This window comes from Rhizobium sp. P1_E1 (assembly GCF_056406015.1).
The window spans coordinates 63182-81247 of sequence record NZ_JBFUAY010000005.1; the positions used below are offsets into that span (position 1 = coordinate 63182).

Sequence of the window (18066 nt, forward strand, 5' to 3'; positions counted from 1 at the left end):
ATCCTGAGTAAACCGGGTTTCGGCGTTGCCCGGAGGCGCTGTTTCGCCTACATAGCGGCACAATCAAAGTTTCCCGCCCGGAGCAGCGCAGCATGGCACGTCAGTTCATCTATCATATGTCCGGCCTCAACAAGGCCTATGGCAACAAGAAGATCCTGGAGAATATCCACCTTTCGTTCTACCCGGATGCCAAGATCGGTATCCTCGGTCCGAACGGCGCGGGTAAATCCACCGTACTGCGCATCATCGCGGGCCAGGACAAGGAGTATACCGGCGAAGCCTGGCTCGCCGAAGGTGCGACGGTCGGCTATCTGGAGCAGGAGCCGCATCTCGATCCCAACAAGACGGTGTTCGAGAACGTCATGGAAGGCGTTGCCTCGAAGACCGCTGTCCTCGATCGTTACAACGAATTGATGATGAACTATTCCGATGAGACGGCGGAAGAGGGCGCCAAGCTTCAGGACGTCATCGACAGCCAGAACCTCTGGGATCTGGAAAGCCAGGTCGAGATGGCGATGGAAGCGCTGCGTTGCCCGCCGCGCGACGCCGAAGTCACCAGCCTTTCCGGTGGTGAGCGTCGCCGTGTCGCGCTCTGCCGTCTGCTGCTTTCGCAGCCGGATCTGCTGCTGCTTGACGAACCGACCAACCACCTGGACGCCGAAACCATCGCCTGGCTCGAAAAGCATCTACGCGACTATCCGGGCGCCGTGATGATGATCACCCACGATCGCTACTTCCTGGACAATGTCACCGGATGGATCCTCGAACTCGACCGCGGTCGTGGCATTCCTTACGAAGGCAACTACTCGGCCTACCTGCAGGCGAAAGCCAAGCGCATGCTGCAGGAAAGCCGCGAAGACGCGTCGCGCCAGAAGGCGATCAGCCGCGAACAGGAATGGATCGCTTCCAGCCCGAAGGCCCGTCAGGCCAAGTCCAAGGCCCGTATCAAGTCCTACGAGCAACTGGTGGATGCCGCCGAGAAGCAGCGTCCCGGCGACGCGCAGATCATCATCCCGGTCAGCGAGCGCCTCGGCCAGGTGGTCATCGAGATGGAAGGCATCATCAAGGGCTTCGAGGGCCGCACGCTGATCAACGACCTGTCGATCAAGCTGCCGCCGGGCGGCATTGTCGGCATCATCGGCCCGAACGGCGCCGGCAAGACAACACTGTTCAAGATGATCACCGGCCAGGAAAAGCCGGATGGCGGTTCGATCCGTATCGGCGAGACCGTGCATCTCGGTTATGTCGACCAGAGCCGTGACGCGCTTGCGGCTGACAAGACGGTCTGGGAGGAAATCTCCGGCGGCGCCGAAATCATCAAGCTCGGCAAATTCGACATGAACTCCCGTGCCTATTGCGGCGCCTTCAACTTCAAGGGCGGCGACCAGCAGCAGAAGGTCGGCAATCTCTCCGGCGGTCAGCGCAACCGCGTTCACCTTGCCAAGATGCTGAAGGCCGGCGGCAACGTTCTGCTGCTCGACGAACCGACCAACGACCTCGATACGGAAACGCTGGGTGCGCTGGAAAACGCGCTTGAGAATTTCGCCGGCTGCGCCATCATCATCAGCCACGATCGCATGTTCCTTGACCGTCTGGCGACGCATATCCTCGCTTTCGAAGGCGACGGCCATGTCGAATGGTTCGAAGGTAACTTCGAGGATTATGAACAGGACAAGGTGCGCCGCCTTGGCCCCGACGCCCTTAACCCGGGCAGCCAGGCCCACAAGCGCCTGACGCGCTGATTTATTCCAACTGTTTTCGCTTGCGAGAGCCCCGGTTCGGCCGGGGCTTTTTCATATCTGGCTCTGTCGCAATCTGAGCAGGCAATTTCGTGGAGAGAGCGAATTCTCGCTTGCCACTGCTTTTCAAATCACATAAAGATATCTTTATATCTTGATTGGATCGAAGATGAGCGAACCCTTGAAGCTTGGACTGGATGCGCTGGTGGACGTCTTGAAGGCGGCCGGCGAGCCCACGCGCCTGCGTCTTCTGGCGCTTCTTGACGGCGGCGACCTTACGGTGACCGATCTTACCGAAATTCTCGGCCAATCCCAGCCCCGCATCTCCCGTCACCTGAAGCTGCTCGGCGAGGCCGAACTGATCGAACGCTACCAGGAGGGCGCCTGGGCCTATTTCCGCCTCAAGCAGGACGGCAAGGCCGCCATGCTGGTGCGGGCGCTGCTGAAGCATGTTTCCGAGAACGATCCGACCATCCTTCGCGACGGCGAGCGGCTCTCGCAGGTCAAGCGTCAGCGCGCCGAGCGGGCGCAGGCCTATTTCAGCCGCAACGCGGCCGAGTGGGACGAGCTTCGCCGCCTGCATGCGGCCGACGAAGAGGTCGACGCCGCTGTCATCCGGCTGCTCGGCAGCCAGCCGATCGACTCGCTGCTCGATCTCGGCACCGGCACCGGCCGCATCCTCGAACTCTTGTCCGGGCTCTACCGCCGCGCGACCGGCGTCGATGCCAGCCGCGACATGCTGAGCGTGGCGCGTGCGAATCTCGACAAGTCCCGCATCACCAAGGCCACCGTGCGCCATGCCGATATCCTCAACCTGCCGTTCGAGGGACAGGATTTCGATCTGGTGACGATCCATCAGGTGCTGCATTTCTTCGATCAGCCGGAAATTGCGATCGCGGAAGCGGCGCGCATGCTCCGGCCGGGCGGCCGGCTCGTGGTCATCGACCTTGCGCCGCACACGCTCGAATATCTCCGCGACGAGCATGCGCATGTCCGTCTCGGCTTTTCGCACCAGGCAATGTCCGACTGGCTGCGCAAGACCGGGCTCGACGTCGAGCAGGTCGTCGATCTTCATCCGGGTCAGCAAAGTGAGCAGGGGTTGACGGTTACCGTCTGGCTCGCGCGCGATCCGAGGCGCCTCATGGCTTCGCAGGCGAGCGAAGGTGCCGAACCTACATTTGCCGGGAGGGTATGACATGGTTTTGAAAAACGAAGCGCGCGGCCGCAACATCAGGGTCTCCTTCGAATTCTTCCCGCCTAAATCGGAGGAGATGGAAGGGCAGCTCTGGCATACCGTCAGCCAGCTGCAGGACTGGGACCCGGATTTCGTCTCGGTGACCTATGGCGCCGGCGGCACCACCAAAGCGCCGACGCTGACCACCGTCACGCGGTTCCTGTCGCAGACGCCGCTTGCCACCGCCTCGCATCTCACCTGTGTCGGTGCGACCAAGGAAGAGACGCATCAGGTGGTCGACACGTTCCGCAAAGCCGGCGTGACGCATTTCGTGGCGCTGCGCGGCGATGCGCCCGGCGGCGCCGGCGCGCCCTACCAGCCGCATCCCGGCGGTTACGCCAATGCGGCGGAGCTGGTGGCCGGCCTCAAGGAAATCGGCGATTTCGAGATTTCGGTCTCCGCCTATCCGGAAAAGCACCCGGAAAGCCGCGATACGGCGGCCGATATCGACATGCTGAAGCGCAAGGCCGACAATGGCGCCGACCGGGCGCTGACGCAATTCTTCTTCGACAACGACAATTTCGAGCGTTACTTGGAGCGGGTGCGCGGCGCCGGCATCTCGATCCCTGTCGTGCCCGGCATCATGCCGATCCAGAACCTGACGCAGCTGAAGCGCTTCGCCGGGGCCTGTGGGACCATCATCCCTACCTTTCTCGACGAGCGCTTTGCGGGCTTCGACGACAAGCCTGAGGAGCGGGCGAAGGTCGCGGCCGAAGTCGCTGCCGAACAGATCGAGGATCTCGTCCGGCGCGGCATCCATGATTTCCATCTCTATACGATGAACCGTGCGCCGCTGGTTTCCGCCGTGCTCGACAATCTCGGCATATCCCGCCGGGAAACAAAAAGTGCGGGCGCAGCCGCCTGATCCTTTCGGGACGTTCAAAAGTGAAAAGCGCATGTCGGGCGGGACATGCGCTTTTTCGTTGGCGGATTGATCAGCTATTCAGGAGTTTAGGCACTATCAGTCATTACACTTTCGTCGGCCAGCTCAGATGAAGAGCATGGACAAGACGAAAGCAAACGCTGCACTGACCAACAGAACATTCAAGGATTGCGTGAGTCCCATGTCTGTCTCCTCGCGTTAACCGGCCGATAATATGTCTGAAATATGTCGGTTGGGAAGCAGATCTTATGCTGCGCTGCAGAACGGTTCGGTGGATAAGTCGAATAGCGCTCTTGCAAGCCTTTGAAATAAGTCAATAATTCGCGACAAATTTTTGTTCACACAATTTAACATGCCGTTAAATCGGGCGATTGAGCATTTATCTATGCGCCTAAAACATGGCGGGCTCACAACCGGTTGAAAACATATGGAATTCGCAACCGGTTTCAGGCGGCCCTTGCCAGCATGCGATAGGCGCGGCCGTCGAGAATGACCAGGCCGAAACCGATCAGCGCCATGCCGGCGAATTCACCCAGTGCAAGCCTTTCGCCGAGGAAGAGCACGCCGAGAAGGATGGTGTTCGGCGGCACCAGCAGGGTGACGAGCGAGGCGTTGGTGGCGCCGGCCGACGTCATGATCCTGAAATAGAGGATGTAGCCGAAGGCGGTCGACAGCAGTGCCAGCGCCAGGATGGCGAGGAAGGCATCGAGCGGCGGTGCAGTAAGCGTCCAGGGACGATCGGCCAGTAGCGACAGCGGCAGCGCAATCAGCGAGGAGGCGGTCAACTGGCCGGCTGCGGTGACAGGGGCAGGAACATTCTTGAAGCGTTTGCCGTAAGTGGCGGCAAAGCCATAGGAGATCGCGGCAAGTACGGGAAGAAGCAGCGCCCAGAGGGGGGCTTCGCCACCGGCCGACATGCCGGGGCCGATCAGCACGATCGTTCCGACCAGGCCGACAAGACAGCCGGCGATCTTTGCCGGCGACAGCTTCTCGTCTGAGGTGAAGTAGTTGGCGATGAGCACGGTCCAGATCGGTGTCGTCGCATTCAGGATCGCCGCAAGCCCGGCGCCGATGCGGGTTTGGCCGAAGAAGATCAGCGCATGCGGCAGGGCATTGTTGATGAGCCCGAGGATCAGGAATTCGCGCCAACGGGCCTTGAGGATCGCATAGAAGTCGAAACGGCCGGCGATATAGACATGCAGCGCCAGCGCTGCGAGCAGCAGCCTGAAGAAGACGAGGGTCAGCGGCGGCACATGCTCGACGGCGATGCGGGCAAAGAAGAAGGAGCCGCCCCAGATCAGGCCGAGCAGGACCAGCAGACCCCAGGTCCAGGCATTCATTCTGCTGTCCATGCCGATTGCTCCACCGCAAGCTGCTCGTTTTGCCGAAAATCGGCACCGGTTTCGGCTTGATGCTTTAGCGCAAGCAGCGGATCGCGCCACCCGTTTCTTGCGAAGCGGGCGGCGGTAAAGTGTCAGCGGAGATCAGAGAGCGTTGAGAAGGGCAGGCGTTGCCCATCCATCGGCCGGCATGCCGAGGCGCTGCTGTTCCTTCTGGATTGCAACACGCGTGCCGGAGCCGAGGATGCCGTCGATCTCGCCGACATCATGGCCGAGCGACTGCAGCTTGGTCTGCAGCGCCTTCATCTGGTCGCTGGCAAGCCCCTGTTCCGGCACGCCCTTGAGATAGGGCTCGGCGCCCGAAAGGCGGGTCCCGAAATAGGCGGCCGAAGTCGTATAGATGAACGACTTGTTCCATTCGAGATAGATCTTGAAATTGGGATAGGCGATGAAGGCCGGTCCCATGCGGCCCTGCGGCAGAACGAGATCGCCTTCGAGGTTACCGAAGGTGGTATTGCCGTCGCGCGGCTTGACGCCGAGCGCGAACCATTCGCCCGCTTTCATCGTGCCGCCGAGACCGGATTTTTCCCAGGGCAGATTATCGGGCAGGGTCACTTCCTGCAGCCAGGGCTGGCCGCGCTCGAAGCCGAGATGCTGGATGAATTTTGCCGCCGTCAGAATGGCGTCGGGGCCGCTCTGCTTCAGGCGGATATGACCGTCACCGTCGCCGTCCATGCCATAGGCAATGATGTCGCGCGGCAACATCTGCACCTGGCCGATCTCGCCGGCCCAGGCGCCGGTATTGGTGGCGGGGTCGAGGTCGCCGTGCTGAACCATCTCGACGAGGGCGATGAGCTGCGGACGGAAGAGTTCCGGGCGGCGGCAGTCGTGTGACAGCGTCACCAGGGCATTGCGGGTGTTGAAATCGCCCTGGACGGCGCCGAAATCGGTTTCCATTGCCCAGAAGGCGGTGATGACGCCCGGGGGGACGCCGAATTCCTGCTCGGCGCGGGCAAAGACGTCGGCATATTGCTTCATCTTCTGGCGGCCGATGTCGAGGCGGGCCTGGCTGACAGTGCGCTGGGAGAATTCGAGGAAGGTCTGCTTGAAGACGCCCTGGGCGCGGTCCCGGCTCAGCACCTTGGGGTCGATCTCGGCGCCGGCAAAGGCCTCGTCGGCGGCTACCGCACTGGCGCCGGCTGCGACCGCATCTTTCTTGACGCCTTCGAGGAAGGTGGACAGATCGCCGCCGCAGGGCGCTGCCGGGGCTGCGTCTGGCGCCTGCTGGGCGGCCGCGCCGCCTGCGAGGGCGAGGGCAAACAGAAGGGCGAGTGCAGAGCGGCTTGCGAGCGAGCGGTGCATGGATGTGGTCCTTATATCAAACAGAATGCCGTCGCTTTCACAGACGAATGTGACGGAAGCAAGAAACATCGCAAGACGTTACTAAGAATTTCTATCCTTGGAAACGGCCGCGACCCAATTGTTCCAGTTCTTTGCGCTGCCGGCAAAGACATTGATATCGGTCGGCCCACTGATGCCGGGAATAACGCCGGTCGAGGTATATTGCCAGAAGGCCCAGCGGCGGTCGGAATAGGTCACTTCGGGGTGTTTTGCCACCGAACGGACCCAGAAATGATAATCCTGGAAGTAGCCGGCGAGATTGTCGCGATGGAAATCGACCGAGGTATAGATGATCGGGCGCTTGCCGTAATAGGCCTCCAGCCGGTCCATGAAACGCTGCATTTCGGCGCGCACCGTTTCAGCGTCGGGGCGGTAGCGACAGGTCTTCGATTCGGCGTTCCATTCGACGTCGAGCACTGGCGGCAGGCGCATGGCCTCCTTCGGCACGTTGCGGATGAACCAGTCTGCCTGCTGATCGGCCGAAGAGCAGAAATAATAGAAATGATAGGGGGCATGCGGGATGCCGGCTGCGCGGGCTTCGCGCCAGTATTCGTCGAAGCGCGGATCGACCCTGTCCTTGCCTTCGGTTGCCTTGATGAAGGCGAAGGCGACACCGGAATTCTTTACCGTGGCCCAATCGATATCGCCCTGCCATTTGGAGATATCGATGCCGTGGACCTGGTTCTGCTGCGGATGCTTCGGACCAAAATCCTGCGGATCGGTATCCTTGAAGCGCGTCTTTGGCTTGATCGATGCCGTTTCGAGATAGTCATAACCGGAAGAAGTGCAGCCAGCCAGCATGATGGCCAGGGGCAAAACGCAAAACAAAAGCCGGCGCATAGGCGTCCCGTCGTAACTCGAATGATCTTTTTGCCCCACAACTTGACCTTCGAAAAAGACGAGTCAGCAGAGGATAACCCTCTTTTCACCATATCAACGTAAAAAATCGGTTAGTTTCAAGCGAATTATAAGCGCTTGCTGATAATGGCAGCCCGCCAGGCATAACCACCGCCGGCGGTATCGAACAACAATATCGCGTTGTTTTCATGGGCTTGCGCTTCCAGAACCTCACGCAGATCGGGGCGCGGGGTGACGTGGAATTTCGCAAGCCAGGACTGCAGCATGCGCCGGAACCAGGCCGGCAAGCCTTCCTGCTGGCCGAAATCGACGATGTGCAGCTGGCCGCCGGGATTGAGTGCGGCGATCGATGCATCGACGGCGCGCTCCCAGTCCGGGATCATCGACAGGGCATAGGAAATCAGGATGCGGTCGAAGCCGCTGACGCCGAATTCGCGCGGCGTGAACGCCGTGGCGTCGGCGACGCGGAATTCCGGGATCGTCGCCTTGGTGGCGAAGGTCTTGCGCGCCGAAATCAGCATTTCCTGGGAAATGTCGAGGCCGAACAGCTTGGCGGTCGGGAAATGCCTGTGGGCGAAGGCCATGTTGCGCCCGGTGCCGCAGCCGACTTCAAGCAGGGTGCCGCCTTCGGGAACGTCGAGATTGCGGATCGTGCTGTCGCGGCCGAGAAGATAATATTTGCGGGTCAGGTCGTAGATGTGCCGCTGGTAGCGGTAGATGCCATCCATGAGGCTGGCATGTTCATCACTCTTTCCTGCCGTCTCAGTGCTGACCTTGTTCACGCCTTCTTCCCGTAAATATGGAAGCCGCCGTAGATTGCCGAGCGATCGAGCGCGGTCAGTTCAAGCGACTTCTCCTCGAAGTAATCCCATTGGTCGCGGATCGCCGGAGCCAGACGGCCTTCGATGATGCTTTTTTCGGCGGCGGTGCGGAAGATCACGCGGGCGCCGTCGCGCGCCGTGCGGGTGATTTCCGTCCAGACGTCGTTCAACTGCTCGTCCGTCATCCAGTCCTGTGCGTCGAGCAGGATGTAGCGGTCGCGCGAGGCGGCCGGCTCGCGAGCCAGAAGCTCGGTGAAGCTTGCGTGGTGGACGTTGACGCGGTCGACATTGGCGCGGATCACCTGATAGTGCTCCGACTTCAAATAGGTCGGCAGCGGGCCTTCCGTTTCGGTGCCGTAGCGGCGGCCGAAGGCCTGCCAGGCAAAATAGTTGTCGCTCATCGGGAAATGACAGGCGAGCTTTTCCAGGCGGTGCTTCAGCACCGGCGCGATCGAATGATCGGCGGCAAGGCTCGCAAGTTCGTCATATTGCTGCGGCGGAATGCCGAGGCCGAAGAGCGAGCTCTTGCGGCCGGTGATCCAGCGCACGACCGGCTTTTCGAAGAGCGGCGCGATCTGCTCGTCGAAGAACTGGCGCTGCTCGCGGATCGAGCGGGTTTTGGTCATCTCGCGCAGTTTGACGCCATGCAGGCGGGCAAGAAGGTGGGCGGCGCCGATGAAGCGGCCGAGCAGGCCCGTCTCGTAAATGTTGCGGTCAAAAACGGTGACGCGGCGGCGGCCGAACTTGCGGCCGTTCCAGTAGCTACGGGTTGCCTCATCGAGACGGGCGGCGAGATGCTGGTCGTAAGCGCGGCTGTTCGACTTCTCGTTCGGCATCGCCAGGAAGCGGACGAGATCGGCATGGCCGGGAAGATGCTTGAAGGCGGCAAGCTTTAGGCGGTTCAGCGCGATGTGGTGCGGGTTGAGATCGACGACGTCGATCGAGGCCGGCGCCTTGGAGAGATAGGCGAGCATGTTGCAGCCGCCAGAGCCGATGGTGACGATGCGATGGTTGGGCTTCAGCTCCATCGCCTGCATGTCGAGATCCGGATCCTCCCAGATCTGCGGATAGACGAGGCCGGAGAAGAGAAGGCCGAAGAGACGCTCGGAAAAGCCATCCTTCGAAAAGGCCTTATGGCGGAGAAGGGCGTCCTTGAGTTTCCGGTTCTTGCGGAAGCCGGCATCCGGTGCAAATTCTGACATGAGTCTGTCACCTTTTTAGCGTTCAGGGCGTGTAGCGCGCCTCTGCTACAGTTTGATGACGCGGGCTGTGGGCGCCGTTCTTCGGAGGCTTCGACCTCCTCGGGCGAGCAACCGGGATGGCTCTCCTGGGAAAGTGATCGGGACGATGGCCGTTCTTCGCTTCGGCCCCTTTCCGGCGCGTGTGATTCCTGCTTCTCTCCCGGCATGGAGGAATGCCATGCGATTTGTCCTGCGTATCCTGAAGGCGCTTGCTCTCCTTCTCGTTCTCCTCGTCATCACTGCCGCCAGCTGGCTCTTCATCCGGCCGCCGGAACTGCTCAGCGTCGGCGACGGCTATGCCGCCAAGATCGTCTGCTCCAATGTCTTCATCGCCGGCCGGGGGGCCGAGGATGTGCTTCATGACGATGTCCAGGCGCCCGGAAATCCGCTGCTGCGGCTCGTGCGTGTCAGCGTCGACCGCGACAACGACCGCGTGACGGCGCGCTTCATGGGACTGTTTGCGCCGAGTTATGCGCTCTATCGCGGCGCTTTCGGCTGCGCGAGCGTGCCGGACGGCAATTTCGAGGCGGCGGCGAATGCAGCGCCCTTCGATCCACCGGCCAAGATGCAGCCGAATGACGCCTTGTGGCCGGAGGGCGAGGGCACCGGCAACCCGGCGGACGGCAAGATCGCCGCGCTGCTTGCCGATGCCGGCGTGGCCGGCCCTGCAATGCGGGCGATCGTCGTGGTGCGCGATGGCCGCATCGTCGCCGAAGCCTATGGCCCCGGCTTCTCGGCAAAGACGCCGCTCATCGGCTGGTCGATGACGAAGACCGTGAATGCGGCGGTCCTCGGCCGGCTGATGCTCGACGGCAAGATCTCCTTTGACGATGATAACCTGCTGGCGCAGTGGAAGAACGATGCGCGCGCCAGGATCAAGGTTTCCGACCTGCTCGGCATGGAGAGCGGCCTTGCCTTCAACGAGGACTATGGCGACGTCGCCGATGTGACGCGCATGCTCTATCTCGATCCCGACATGGTATCGCTGCCGGCCAATGCGCCGATGGAGGCAGCACCCGGCCAGCGCTTCCGCTATTCGAGCGGTACGGCCGTGCTCTTGTCACGCATCTGGATGGACAGGGTCGGCAATGCGCAGGCCGCCTTTTCCTATCCGCACGACGCGTTGTTTTCGCCGCTCGGCATGACGAGCGCGGTGTTCGAACTCGATGCGCGCGGCACGTTTGCCGGAAGCTCCTATCTCTATGCGACGGCGCATGACTGGGCGCGCTTCGGGCAGTTCCTGCTGCAGGATGGCGTGTGGAACGGCCAGCGGCTGCTGCCGGAGGGTTTCGTCGGCGCCATGCGTACCCCGACGGCAGCGTCGAACGGGCGGTATACGCAAGGCCAAGCCTGGCTCGCTCCTGGCGGCCCAAGCGCCGCGTTCGGACTGCCGGAGGATACGTTCTGGCTGACGGGGCATGACGGGCAGAGCATGGCGATCGTGCCTTCCGCCAATCTGGTCGTCGTCCGGCTCGGCCTGACGCCAAGCCGGCTCGACTATCAGCCGCAGACGCTGCTGAAGAAGATCCTGGCCGCCGTGCCGCAACCGGGGGAGCCGAAACAGCAGGCCGGGTCACAACAAAAGGCGCAGCCGCAGCCATAGGCCGGAGCTGCGATCGCCGTTTCAGCAATTGCCTTGGTGTCAGTAGTTGCCTTGGGCGATGTCGGTCATGCCCTTGCGCTTGGCGTCATAATAATAGCCGCGCGCATAGAGGCGGACGGCATCGTCTTCCTTATTGTCGGAGACGAGCCAGGCGCCGCGCAGATATTTCGCGGCATATTTGATGTTGGTCTCGGCATCGAAGAGGCCGCCCGGGGCACCGTCATAACCCATGGACTTGGCGGTGTTGTACTTGATCTGCATGAGGCCGAAATAGCCGCGCTTGTTGTAGGCCTTCGGATTATAGCGGCTCTCGCGATGGACGATGCGGTGGAGCAACGTCTCGGGAATCTCGTAGACCTTCGAATATTTGGCGATGAGTTTGGTGACGAAGCTCTTCTCGACCGTCGGCGCATCGTCTTTGTCGTCGTCGCTGAACATCGGGGGCGCCGTCGGCGGATCGATCGGCCCGGATTCGTCGAAACCGTAATCCATGCTGGCGCGTGGCGTGGTGTCAACTGCGGCAAGTGCTGCAAGCGCACTGTTTTGCGGTGTCGCAGCAAAGGCAAGCTGCGTCGTCGGCTGTGCGGGCGCTCCCGGACGCGGCGTCGGCACGACGGACTGGATCGCCGTCATCTCGGGCGTCAGCGGAATCTGCGCGTAGGCTGCCGGCTGTATGCCTGCCTGCATGGCGAGATCGGCAGGCTGAGAGGTCGCCACGGCCGGCATCGCCGTTGCGGTCAGGGAGGGGGGTGATGCCTGAGGGATGGTGGCGCCAGCGACAGCTGCGCCTTCGGCTGTCGGGATCGCGGCAAGTGTTGCATCTTCGCCGGGCTTCGGCATCGGCACGACGGTCTGGGCGGCTGTCAGTTCGGCCTGGGACGTGTATTCGACGCTCGCACATCCCGTCATCACGCCGCAGAGTATCGTGGAAACGACAAGACTGCGTTTCAGGCCGGATAATCCGATCGCTACCATTCCGCCACTTTCGTGAAATCGCGCCGCCCCGGCAGCGTATAAAAGTTACCAAAAACCTTAAGCCCTGGTGACCCCATTAACCTATTCGTGGCATTCCGGCAACCACGGAGTATTACTAGGCTGCAATACGACGATACCCGGCCGTTACGGCACCTGCAGCGATCAGCAGAGTGCCTCCGGTTCGGTTCACGGCGCGCTGGATGCTCGCCTTGCGAATCAGTCCGCGCGCGGCATGGGCGAGAAACGCGTAGGTGGAAGCGTTGAGGATCGCCAGCACGAGGAAGGTCGCTTCCATGATCGCCATCTGGCCGAGGAAGGGCAGGGCCGGATTGAGGAACTGCGGCACGAAGGCGACGAAGAAGATGATGCTCTTCGGATTGAGGGCGGTGACAACATAGGCGTGGAGGAAGATCTTGAGGGACTTCTCCTCCGGCAGATTGTCGTTGTCGGCAATCGGTTCGCCGATGATGGGAGCCCGCCAGAGCTTGAGTCCCAGCCAGATCAGGTAGGCGCCGCCGATCCACTTCAACACGGTGAAGAGGGTCGCGGAGGCGGCCAGAACAGCACCGAGACCGAAGAGAGAAGCGGTCATCGCGGTGAAGTCACCGAGCGCCACGCCGCCTACCGTCGCAAACGCCGTCCTGCGTCCATGACCGAGCGCATAGGAAACGACGAGCAGTATCGTCGGCCCCGGTATGGCCAGCATGATGGCGGATGCCGCCGCAAAAGCGAGCCAAGCTTCAAGTGACATGGTGTCTCCTCCTATTCCTCGGGAACAAGCAAAGACATCATATTAACCATCCGTCAATCACGCTTCTTTGTATTTCTGGCCTATATTGTCCATGACTTCGGCAAACCATGCCGTCGAAAGGTCAAAAGCCTTGCCGCCCTTGATGCGCGGGAATTCTATAGTGCGCAATTTACCGTTCTGGCCTTCATCATGGCCGGTGACGCCGGAGACTTTATTGAGCGCGCTTTCGACGGCGAGATCGACCATGCTCTGGATCAGCCGCAGGTCGTCGCTATTGGCGGGCGCCGAGCGGGCGAAATAGCCTGATTTCTGTACGAGGGAACGCTCGGCGTTCAAGAGATTGGCGAACTGCTTCTGGAACCATGCGCCGACATTGATCGTGTCGATCTTCACATGGCCGAAGGCATCGCGCTTGACGGTCTCGCCGGCGGCTTCGCGCTCGGCGACGATGGCGTCGAGGCATGCGCCTTCCGAGACAAAGACCGTGGCATGGCCGTTGCGGTCCATGCTTTCCGTCAGGCGGGCGGCTTCGGCGTCGAGGTCGAAGGCCATCTCAGGCAGGTAGACGGCGTCGATGCTTTTCAGATGCGCGTCCATCATCAGGCCGTCGACATACTGGTTGCGGCTGGTGCGCTGGAGATAGGCGCGAGCGGTGGCGGCCGTCAGCCAGCCGCAATGGCGGCCCATGACCTCGTGGATGACGAGGGTGCGGGGTGCGGCCGTCTGTTCGTTGCTGACATTGTCGAAGAAATGCGCGCCGACTTCGGCGGCCGTCCAGGCGCCGAGCGACTGGCGGATCGGCACGACGTCATTGTCGACAGTCTTCGGCAGGCCGACGACGGTGAGATCGTAGCCGTTGGCGGCGAGGTAGGCGGCAAGGTCGGCGGCCGTGGTGTTGGTGTCGTCGCCGCCGATCGTGTGGAGAATGGTGATGCCGTCATTGGCAAGACGTTCGGCGGCGACCCGCAGCGGGTTCTCGCCTTCCTTGACCAGGCCGCGCTTGACGCAGTCGGCGGCATTGGTGAGCTTGACGCGGCTATTGCCGATCGGCGAGCCGCCGTAGCGGTGCAGCAGCGGCGCCTTTTCGCGCATCTGGCGGGTGATCTCGAGGCTGTCGCCGATCAGCACCCCTTGGTAGCCGGATTTGTAGGCGACGATGTCGAGATCGGGTGCGATGTCGCTGTAGCGTTCGATGAGGCCGCCGACGGCGGAAGAAAGACAGGGCGCCAGGCCTCCGGCGGTCAGCATTGCGACTTTCTGTTTGGCCATGATCCCTCCTACGGTGTTTCGGTGCGGCAGCGTTAGCTAACGCATGGATGCGGCAGGGAAAGGGCCCTGTAAAGTAAAGAATTTACGAAAAATGCGCCTTTCTGCCGTGTTGAACTGCAAAGGCGACCGGAAGTGCGGATATAATCGTTTCAAGCCCGGTCTGCCTGTCGGGGATCTGTTGTGGAAATTTCCATCGCGCGCTCCGCAGCGTACGTGCCTGGCCAATGGCGGCGACCGCTAGCCAGGCCTTAAGGTAAGATAAAGCGGGGCGATGAATCGTTTGCTGCGGTGCGACAATTACCAAATCGTGAAAACTGTGTTCGGCCCTACGACCAATAGTCGCCTTGCAAAGGCTGCGATTCTTTGGTCAAGCTGTTTGTTATAAGTTGACAAGTGTGTGAGATTTTCGATGTCCTTCTGGGAAAAGCTGTTGAATGCCATTGGCAATACCGCAGGCAATGCGCTGTCTGCGGTGGTCGAGGCTATCCGCACGGTTTTCGAAGGCGATCCCGAGACCCGGCGTAAAGTGGCTTTCTCCGTGGCGATCATCGCGCTGTCGGCCAAGATGGCCAAGGCCGACGGCATCGTTAGCGAGAAGGAGGTCGAAGCCTTCCGCGAAATCTTCGAATTCCCGCAGGATCAGGCAAAGAACGTCGCCAGGCTTTACAACCTCGCGCGCCAGGACGTCGCCGGCTACGAAGCCTATGCCGAACGGCTTTCCACGCTCTGCGTTACTTGCGCAGCCAATTGCACAGTGCTGGAAGACGTGCTCGACGGCCTCTTCCACATCGCCAAGGCCGATGGGCTGATCCACGAGAAGGAACTGAATTTCCTGCGTCATATCGGCGAGATCTTCGAGATGAGCGAGACCCGCTTCGAGCAGATCGCTGCCCGCCACGTCTCGTCCGGCGGCGATCCCTACAAGGTTCTCGGCGTCTCGCCTTCGGACGATTYCCCGACCATCCGCCGCCGTTACCATGGCCTTGTCAGCGAACATCATCCCGATCGGCTGATCTCGCGCGGCGTGCCGAAGGAATTCCATGTGATCGCCAATGAGCGCATGGCGGCGCTGAACGCGGCCTATGAGGCGATCGAGAAGGAACGCCGCGCGGCATGACCTCTTTCGAGGCCGACTGCAGAAGCGCTCGCGTGCAGCCCTCGCCGAACCATGGCGAGCGGGCGGACGGGCGCCATCCCGATATGATCCTGCTGCACTATACCGGCATGCCAACGGCTGATGGCGCGCTCGACTGGCTCTGTCGCGCCGAGAGCCAGGTTTCCAGCCACTATTTTGTGCATGAAAACGGCGAGGTGGTGCAGCTCGTGCCGGAAACACGGCGTGCCTGGCATGCGGGAAAAAGCAGCTGGCACGGCGAGACGGACATCAATTCTCTGTCGATCGGCATCGAGATCGCTAATGCCGGCCATCCCGGCGGACTCCCCGATTATCCGAAAGAGCAGATCGCCGCGGTGATCGAATTGTGTCGCGACTGTGTCAAACGTTGGTCGATCGTGCCGGAACGGGTGCTCGGGCATTCCGATGTCGCCCCCATCCGCAAGGTCGATCCGGGCGAGAAATTCCCCTGGGCCGAGCTCCACCGGGCGGGCATCGGGCACTGGGTCGAGCCGGCAACGATCACCGGCGGGCGCTTCTTCCAGCGCGGCGATACTGGCCAGCCTGTCGAGGCGCTGCAGTCGATGCTGTCGCTCTATGGTTACGGCACTGAAATCACGGGTGAATTCTCCGAGAAAACGGCGGGCGATGTGGAAGCTTTCCAGCGCCATTTCCGGCCCCAACGGGTAGATGGCATCGCCGATTTCTCGACGATCGACACGCTGCACCGGCTGCTGTCGTCGCTGCCGCGTTATACCTGACCGGAAGAACCGGATATCAGGACGGATTTCTCGCGGCCGGCGAGAAAACCGCCTCGCCACATCATTTCCCTATTATCTCCTCATTGCGATGGTCTAAGAACGCCCGCTGAACAGCGCTCGCGGCTGTTTTCAAGTGTAACCATGAGCGCCAAATGAAACGATAAGAATTGCTACGGAACGCGACCAGTCCTGGGTCGCGTGTGACCGGATGACGGCGAGGCGCGCAGTCCTGCAATTCTTTGGGTCGGAGTGAAGAGACTACATGAAGAATATGATTGTTGGTGCTGCGGCATGCGTTGGCATGCTGCTGGCGGGATATAGTGTTGCCTTGGCTGGTGATGACTGGGGTGTCCGGGCCGAAACCATCTCGCTGAAAACCGTCGATCGCCAGAGCGGCTATGCCATGCCGGATTTTTCCACGAGCATTCCCTATGCCGCACTGATCAACAAATATGCCGCTGAATACGATGTGCCCGTCGCACTCGCCCAGGCTGTCGTGCGCGTCGAGAGCAATTTCAATCCGAACGCCCGCGGCAGCGCCGGTGAAGTCGGCCTGATGCAGATCAAGCCGGCGACGGCGCGGATGATGGGTTATTCCGGCTCGAAGAAGGGCCTGTTCGATCCGGAGACCAACATCAAATACGGCATGAAGTATCTGGCGGCTGCCCATCAGCTCGGCGGCGGGCAGACCTGCAACACTATCCTGAAATACAATGCCGGCCATGCCGCCACGCGCATGAACCCGGTGTCGAAGACCTATTGCGGCAAGGTCCTGGCGATGCTCGACTGAGCATAGTCTGACGCGTCCTGACGAAATTCCCTTGCGGCAATTTTGCGATGTGAATCAGTGCGCTTGCCGTGATATCCCACCTTGAAACGAGGTGGGATATGGCAGTCGATTTCAGGTTTATCATCATCRGACGCGGCATGATGGGGGCTGCCGTCGCACGGCATCTCTCCTCGATGGCCGACGGCATCGCGCTGATCGGCCCGCGCGAGCCTGAGGAGCGCAAGGCTCATCACGGTGTCTTCGCCAGCCATTACGACGAAGCGCGCATCACCCGCACCTTCGACGGCAATCTTGCCTGGGGAACCTTCGCCGCCCGCGCGCTCGACCGCTACCGCGAGATCGAGGCAAGGAGCGGCATTTCCTTCTATTCGGAGGTCGGCTGCCTCTTTGCCGCTCCTGAGAAGGGCGAGCAGGACTATATCAAAAGGGCGCTGACCGTCAGCCGGACACTCGGCAGCGATATCGAGACCATCGCGCCGTTAGACCTTCGCCGGCGGTTTCCCTATCTTGCCGTCGATCCGGATTTCAGCGGGTATTTCGAACGCAGGCGCGCCGGCTACATCAACCCGCGGGCGCTGGTGCGGGCGCAGACCATGCTTGCCGAACAGGGCGGCGTCTCGCTTATCGAGGCAACCGCGACATCCGTGCGCGATACCGGTTCCCATGTCGAGGTGACGGCAGGCTGCAGAAGCTACGGCGCTGAACGTGTGCTGGTGGCCGCCGGCGGATTCAGCAATTTCCATACACTGCTGCCGCGTCCCGTCGATACCAGGGTGATGGCGCGCACGGTCGCCTTCTACGAACTCGGCGAGCGCGAGATGGCGGTTTTCGGCGGCATGCCGTCGACGATCGTGCTCGGTGACCGAGAAGAGGATCACATCTATATCCTGCCGCCGGTGCGTTATCCCGACGGCAAGACTTATCTGAAGCTCGGTGGTGACACTGAGGCGCTTTCTTTCAGCCAGTTGGAAGATGCCGGCGCGTGGTTCCGTTCCGACGGCAGTGCTCCCGAGCGCGATCATCTCGCGCGTGTCGCCCTGCAGCTGATGCCGGAGCTTGCCGGCTGCCCTGTCACATCGGCGCCCTGTGTGGCGAATTTCACGCCGACCGGTTATCCCTATGCTGGATTTACGCAGTCGCCGCGCATCGCGGTGCTGACCGGCGGCAATTTCGTCGCGGCCAAATCCTCCGACGAGCTCGGGCGGCTGGGAGCGGTGCTTCTGGCGGAAGGAAGGCTCGGGGATCAGGATTTCGGCGGCGAGCTGACGCCGGTCTTTGGTTGAGGG

The 18066-nt window shown here is 61.3% G+C and carries 16 protein-coding genes; 8 read left to right on the forward strand and 8 right to left on the reverse strand.

What is annotated here, in order from left to right:
* The first annotated feature begins 92 nt into the window (after positions 1-92).
* The 3 genes from ettA (at position 93) to metF (ending at position 3838) form a co-directional block, all read left to right on the forward strand.
* Complete coding sequence (gene ettA / locus AC1D1Z_RS03985) at positions 93-1742, forward strand: energy-dependent translational throttle protein EttA (RefSeq protein ID WP_130652781.1); 1650 nt, start codon at positions 93-95, stop codon at positions 1740-1742.
* A 166-nt stretch (positions 1743-1908) separates the two neighbouring features.
* Positions 1909-2934 (forward strand): ArsR/SmtB family transcription factor, encoded by a 1026-nt coding sequence (locus AC1D1Z_RS03990; RefSeq protein WP_112904174.1) that lies wholly within the window; start codon positions 1909-1911, stop codon positions 2932-2934.
* 1 nt (position 2935) lies between these two features.
* Positions 2936-3838 (forward strand): methylenetetrahydrofolate reductase [NAD(P)H], encoded by a 903-nt coding sequence (metF, locus tag AC1D1Z_RS03995; protein WP_018446564.1) that lies wholly within the window; start codon positions 2936-2938, stop codon positions 3836-3838.
* A 464-nt stretch (positions 3839-4302) separates the two neighbouring features.
* On the opposite strand, the gene AC1D1Z_RS04000 is transcribed toward metF, so the two are convergent.
* The 5 genes from AC1D1Z_RS04000 to AC1D1Z_RS04020 all read right to left on the reverse strand — a co-directional run bounded on the left by AC1D1Z_RS04000 (position 4303) and on the right by AC1D1Z_RS04020 (position 9478).
* Positions 4303-5208: a DMT family transporter gene (locus AC1D1Z_RS04000; protein ID WP_130652780.1), complete on the reverse strand. Its 906-nt coding sequence runs from the start codon at positions 5206-5208 to the stop codon at positions 4303-4305.
* A gap of 132 nt (positions 5209-5340) precedes the next feature.
* Positions 5341-6558, reverse strand: coding sequence for a lytic murein transglycosylase (locus tag AC1D1Z_RS04005; RefSeq protein WP_130652779.1), 1218 nt, complete (start codon positions 6556-6558; stop codon positions 5341-5343).
* 81 nt (positions 6559-6639) lie between these two features.
* The gene (locus tag AC1D1Z_RS04010; RefSeq protein WP_018242881.1) at positions 6640-7437 is read right to left on the reverse strand and encodes a glycoside hydrolase family 25 protein; all 798 of its coding nucleotides are present in this window, start codon (positions 7435-7437) and stop codon (positions 6640-6642) included.
* A gap of 125 nt (positions 7438-7562) precedes the next feature.
* Positions 7563-8237 (reverse strand): class I SAM-dependent methyltransferase, encoded by a 675-nt coding sequence (locus AC1D1Z_RS04015; protein ID WP_130652778.1) that lies wholly within the window; start codon positions 8235-8237, stop codon positions 7563-7565.
* Positions 8234-9478, reverse strand: coding sequence for a BtaA family protein (locus AC1D1Z_RS04020; protein ID WP_130652777.1), 1245 nt, complete (start codon positions 9476-9478; stop codon positions 8234-8236). The genes AC1D1Z_RS04015 and AC1D1Z_RS04020 overlap by 4 nt, the downstream gene beginning before the upstream one ends.
* Before the next feature lie 217 nt (positions 9479-9695).
* On the opposite strand from AC1D1Z_RS04020, the gene AC1D1Z_RS04025 reads away from it, so the two are divergent.
* A complete protein-coding gene (locus tag AC1D1Z_RS04025; protein ID WP_130652776.1) occupies positions 9696-11120 on the forward strand; it encodes a serine hydrolase domain-containing protein in 1425 nt (474 codons plus the stop codon).
* A 39-nt stretch (positions 11121-11159) separates the two neighbouring features.
* Here the strand turns inward: AC1D1Z_RS04025 and AC1D1Z_RS04030 are convergent, their stop codons facing one another.
* The 3 genes from AC1D1Z_RS04030 to AC1D1Z_RS04040 all read right to left on the reverse strand — a co-directional run bounded on the left by AC1D1Z_RS04030 (position 11160) and on the right by AC1D1Z_RS04040 (position 14115).
* Positions 11160-12095, reverse strand: a complete 936-nt coding sequence (locus tag AC1D1Z_RS04030; RefSeq protein WP_065276109.1) for a lytic transglycosylase domain-containing protein — start codon at positions 12093-12095, stop codon at positions 11160-11162.
* Between the two features lie 115 nt (positions 12096-12210).
* Positions 12211-12846, reverse strand: a complete 636-nt coding sequence (locus AC1D1Z_RS04035) for a LysE family translocator (RefSeq protein WP_018446558.1) — start codon at positions 12844-12846, stop codon at positions 12211-12213.
* A 57-nt stretch (positions 12847-12903) separates the two neighbouring features.
* The gene (locus tag AC1D1Z_RS04040) at positions 12904-14115 is read right to left on the reverse strand and encodes a pyrophosphate--fructose-6-phosphate 1-phosphotransferase (protein WP_130652775.1); all 1212 of its coding nucleotides are present in this window, start codon (positions 14113-14115) and stop codon (positions 12904-12906) included.
* A 409-nt stretch (positions 14116-14524) separates the two neighbouring features.
* Between AC1D1Z_RS04040 and AC1D1Z_RS04045 the strand changes: the two genes are divergently transcribed.
* From AC1D1Z_RS04045 to AC1D1Z_RS04060, 4 genes are all read left to right on the forward strand, one after another.
* Positions 14525-15232 carry a TerB family tellurite resistance protein gene (locus tag AC1D1Z_RS04045; RefSeq protein ID WP_477849580.1) on the forward strand — a complete coding sequence of 236 codons (708 nt, stop codon included), beginning with the start codon at positions 14525-14527 and terminating at the stop codon, positions 15230-15232.
* Positions 15229-15990: an N-acetylmuramoyl-L-alanine amidase gene (locus AC1D1Z_RS04050; RefSeq protein ID WP_018242873.1), complete on the forward strand. Its 762-nt coding sequence runs from the start codon at positions 15229-15231 to the stop codon at positions 15988-15990. Before AC1D1Z_RS04045 ends, AC1D1Z_RS04050 begins: the two co-directional genes overlap by 4 nt.
* A gap of 262 nt (positions 15991-16252) precedes the next feature.
* Positions 16253-16780, forward strand: a complete 528-nt coding sequence (locus AC1D1Z_RS04055; protein ID WP_018242872.1) for a lytic transglycosylase domain-containing protein — start codon at positions 16253-16255, stop codon at positions 16778-16780.
* Positions 16781-16878: 98 nt separating this feature from the next.
* Entirely contained in the window at positions 16879-18063 is a 1185-nt protein-coding gene (locus AC1D1Z_RS04060; RefSeq protein ID WP_477849582.1) for an NAD(P)/FAD-dependent oxidoreductase, read from the forward strand.
* Positions 18064-18066 lie beyond the last annotated feature (3 nt).

Coding starts and splice junctions, on each gene's coding strand:
- AC1D1Z_RS04050 (WP_018242873.1), top strand. CDS start 15,229: ATGACCTCTTTCGAGGCCGACTGCAGAAGCGCTCGCGTGCAGCCCTCG.
- metF (WP_018446564.1), top strand. CDS start 2,936: ATGGTTTTGAAAAACGAAGCGCGCGGCCGCAACATCAGGGTCTCCTTC.
- AC1D1Z_RS04000 (WP_130652780.1), bottom strand. CDS start 5,208: ATGGACAGCAGAATGAATGCCTGGACCTGGGGTCTGCTGGTCCTGCTC.
- AC1D1Z_RS04035 (WP_018446558.1), bottom strand. CDS start 12,846: ATGTCACTTGAAGCTTGGCTCGCTTTTGCGGCGGCATCCGCCATCATG.
- AC1D1Z_RS04020 (WP_130652777.1), bottom strand. CDS start 9,478: ATGTCAGAATTTGCACCGGATGCCGGCTTCCGCAAGAACCGGAAACTC.
- AC1D1Z_RS04010 (WP_018242881.1), bottom strand. CDS start 7,437: ATGCGCCGGCTTTTGTTTTGCGTTTTGCCCCTGGCCATCATGCTGGCT.
- AC1D1Z_RS04055 (WP_018242872.1), top strand. CDS start 16,253: ATGAAGAATATGATTGTTGGTGCTGCGGCATGCGTTGGCATGCTGCTG.
- AC1D1Z_RS04005 (WP_130652779.1), bottom strand. CDS start 6,558: ATGCACCGCTCGCTCGCAAGCCGCTCTGCACTCGCCCTTCTGTTTGCC.
- ettA (WP_130652781.1), top strand. CDS start 93: ATGGCACGTCAGTTCATCTATCATATGTCCGGCCTCAACAAGGCCTAT.
- AC1D1Z_RS03990 (WP_112904174.1), top strand. CDS start 1,909: ATGAGCGAACCCTTGAAGCTTGGACTGGATGCGCTGGTGGACGTCTTG.
- AC1D1Z_RS04030 (WP_065276109.1), bottom strand. CDS start 12,095: ATGGTAGCGATCGGATTATCCGGCCTGAAACGCAGTCTTGTCGTTTCC.
- AC1D1Z_RS04025 (WP_130652776.1), top strand. CDS start 9,696: ATGCGATTTGTCCTGCGTATCCTGAAGGCGCTTGCTCTCCTTCTCGTT.
- AC1D1Z_RS04040 (WP_130652775.1), bottom strand. CDS start 14,115: ATGGCCAAACAGAAAGTCGCAATGCTGACCGCCGGAGGCCTGGCGCCC.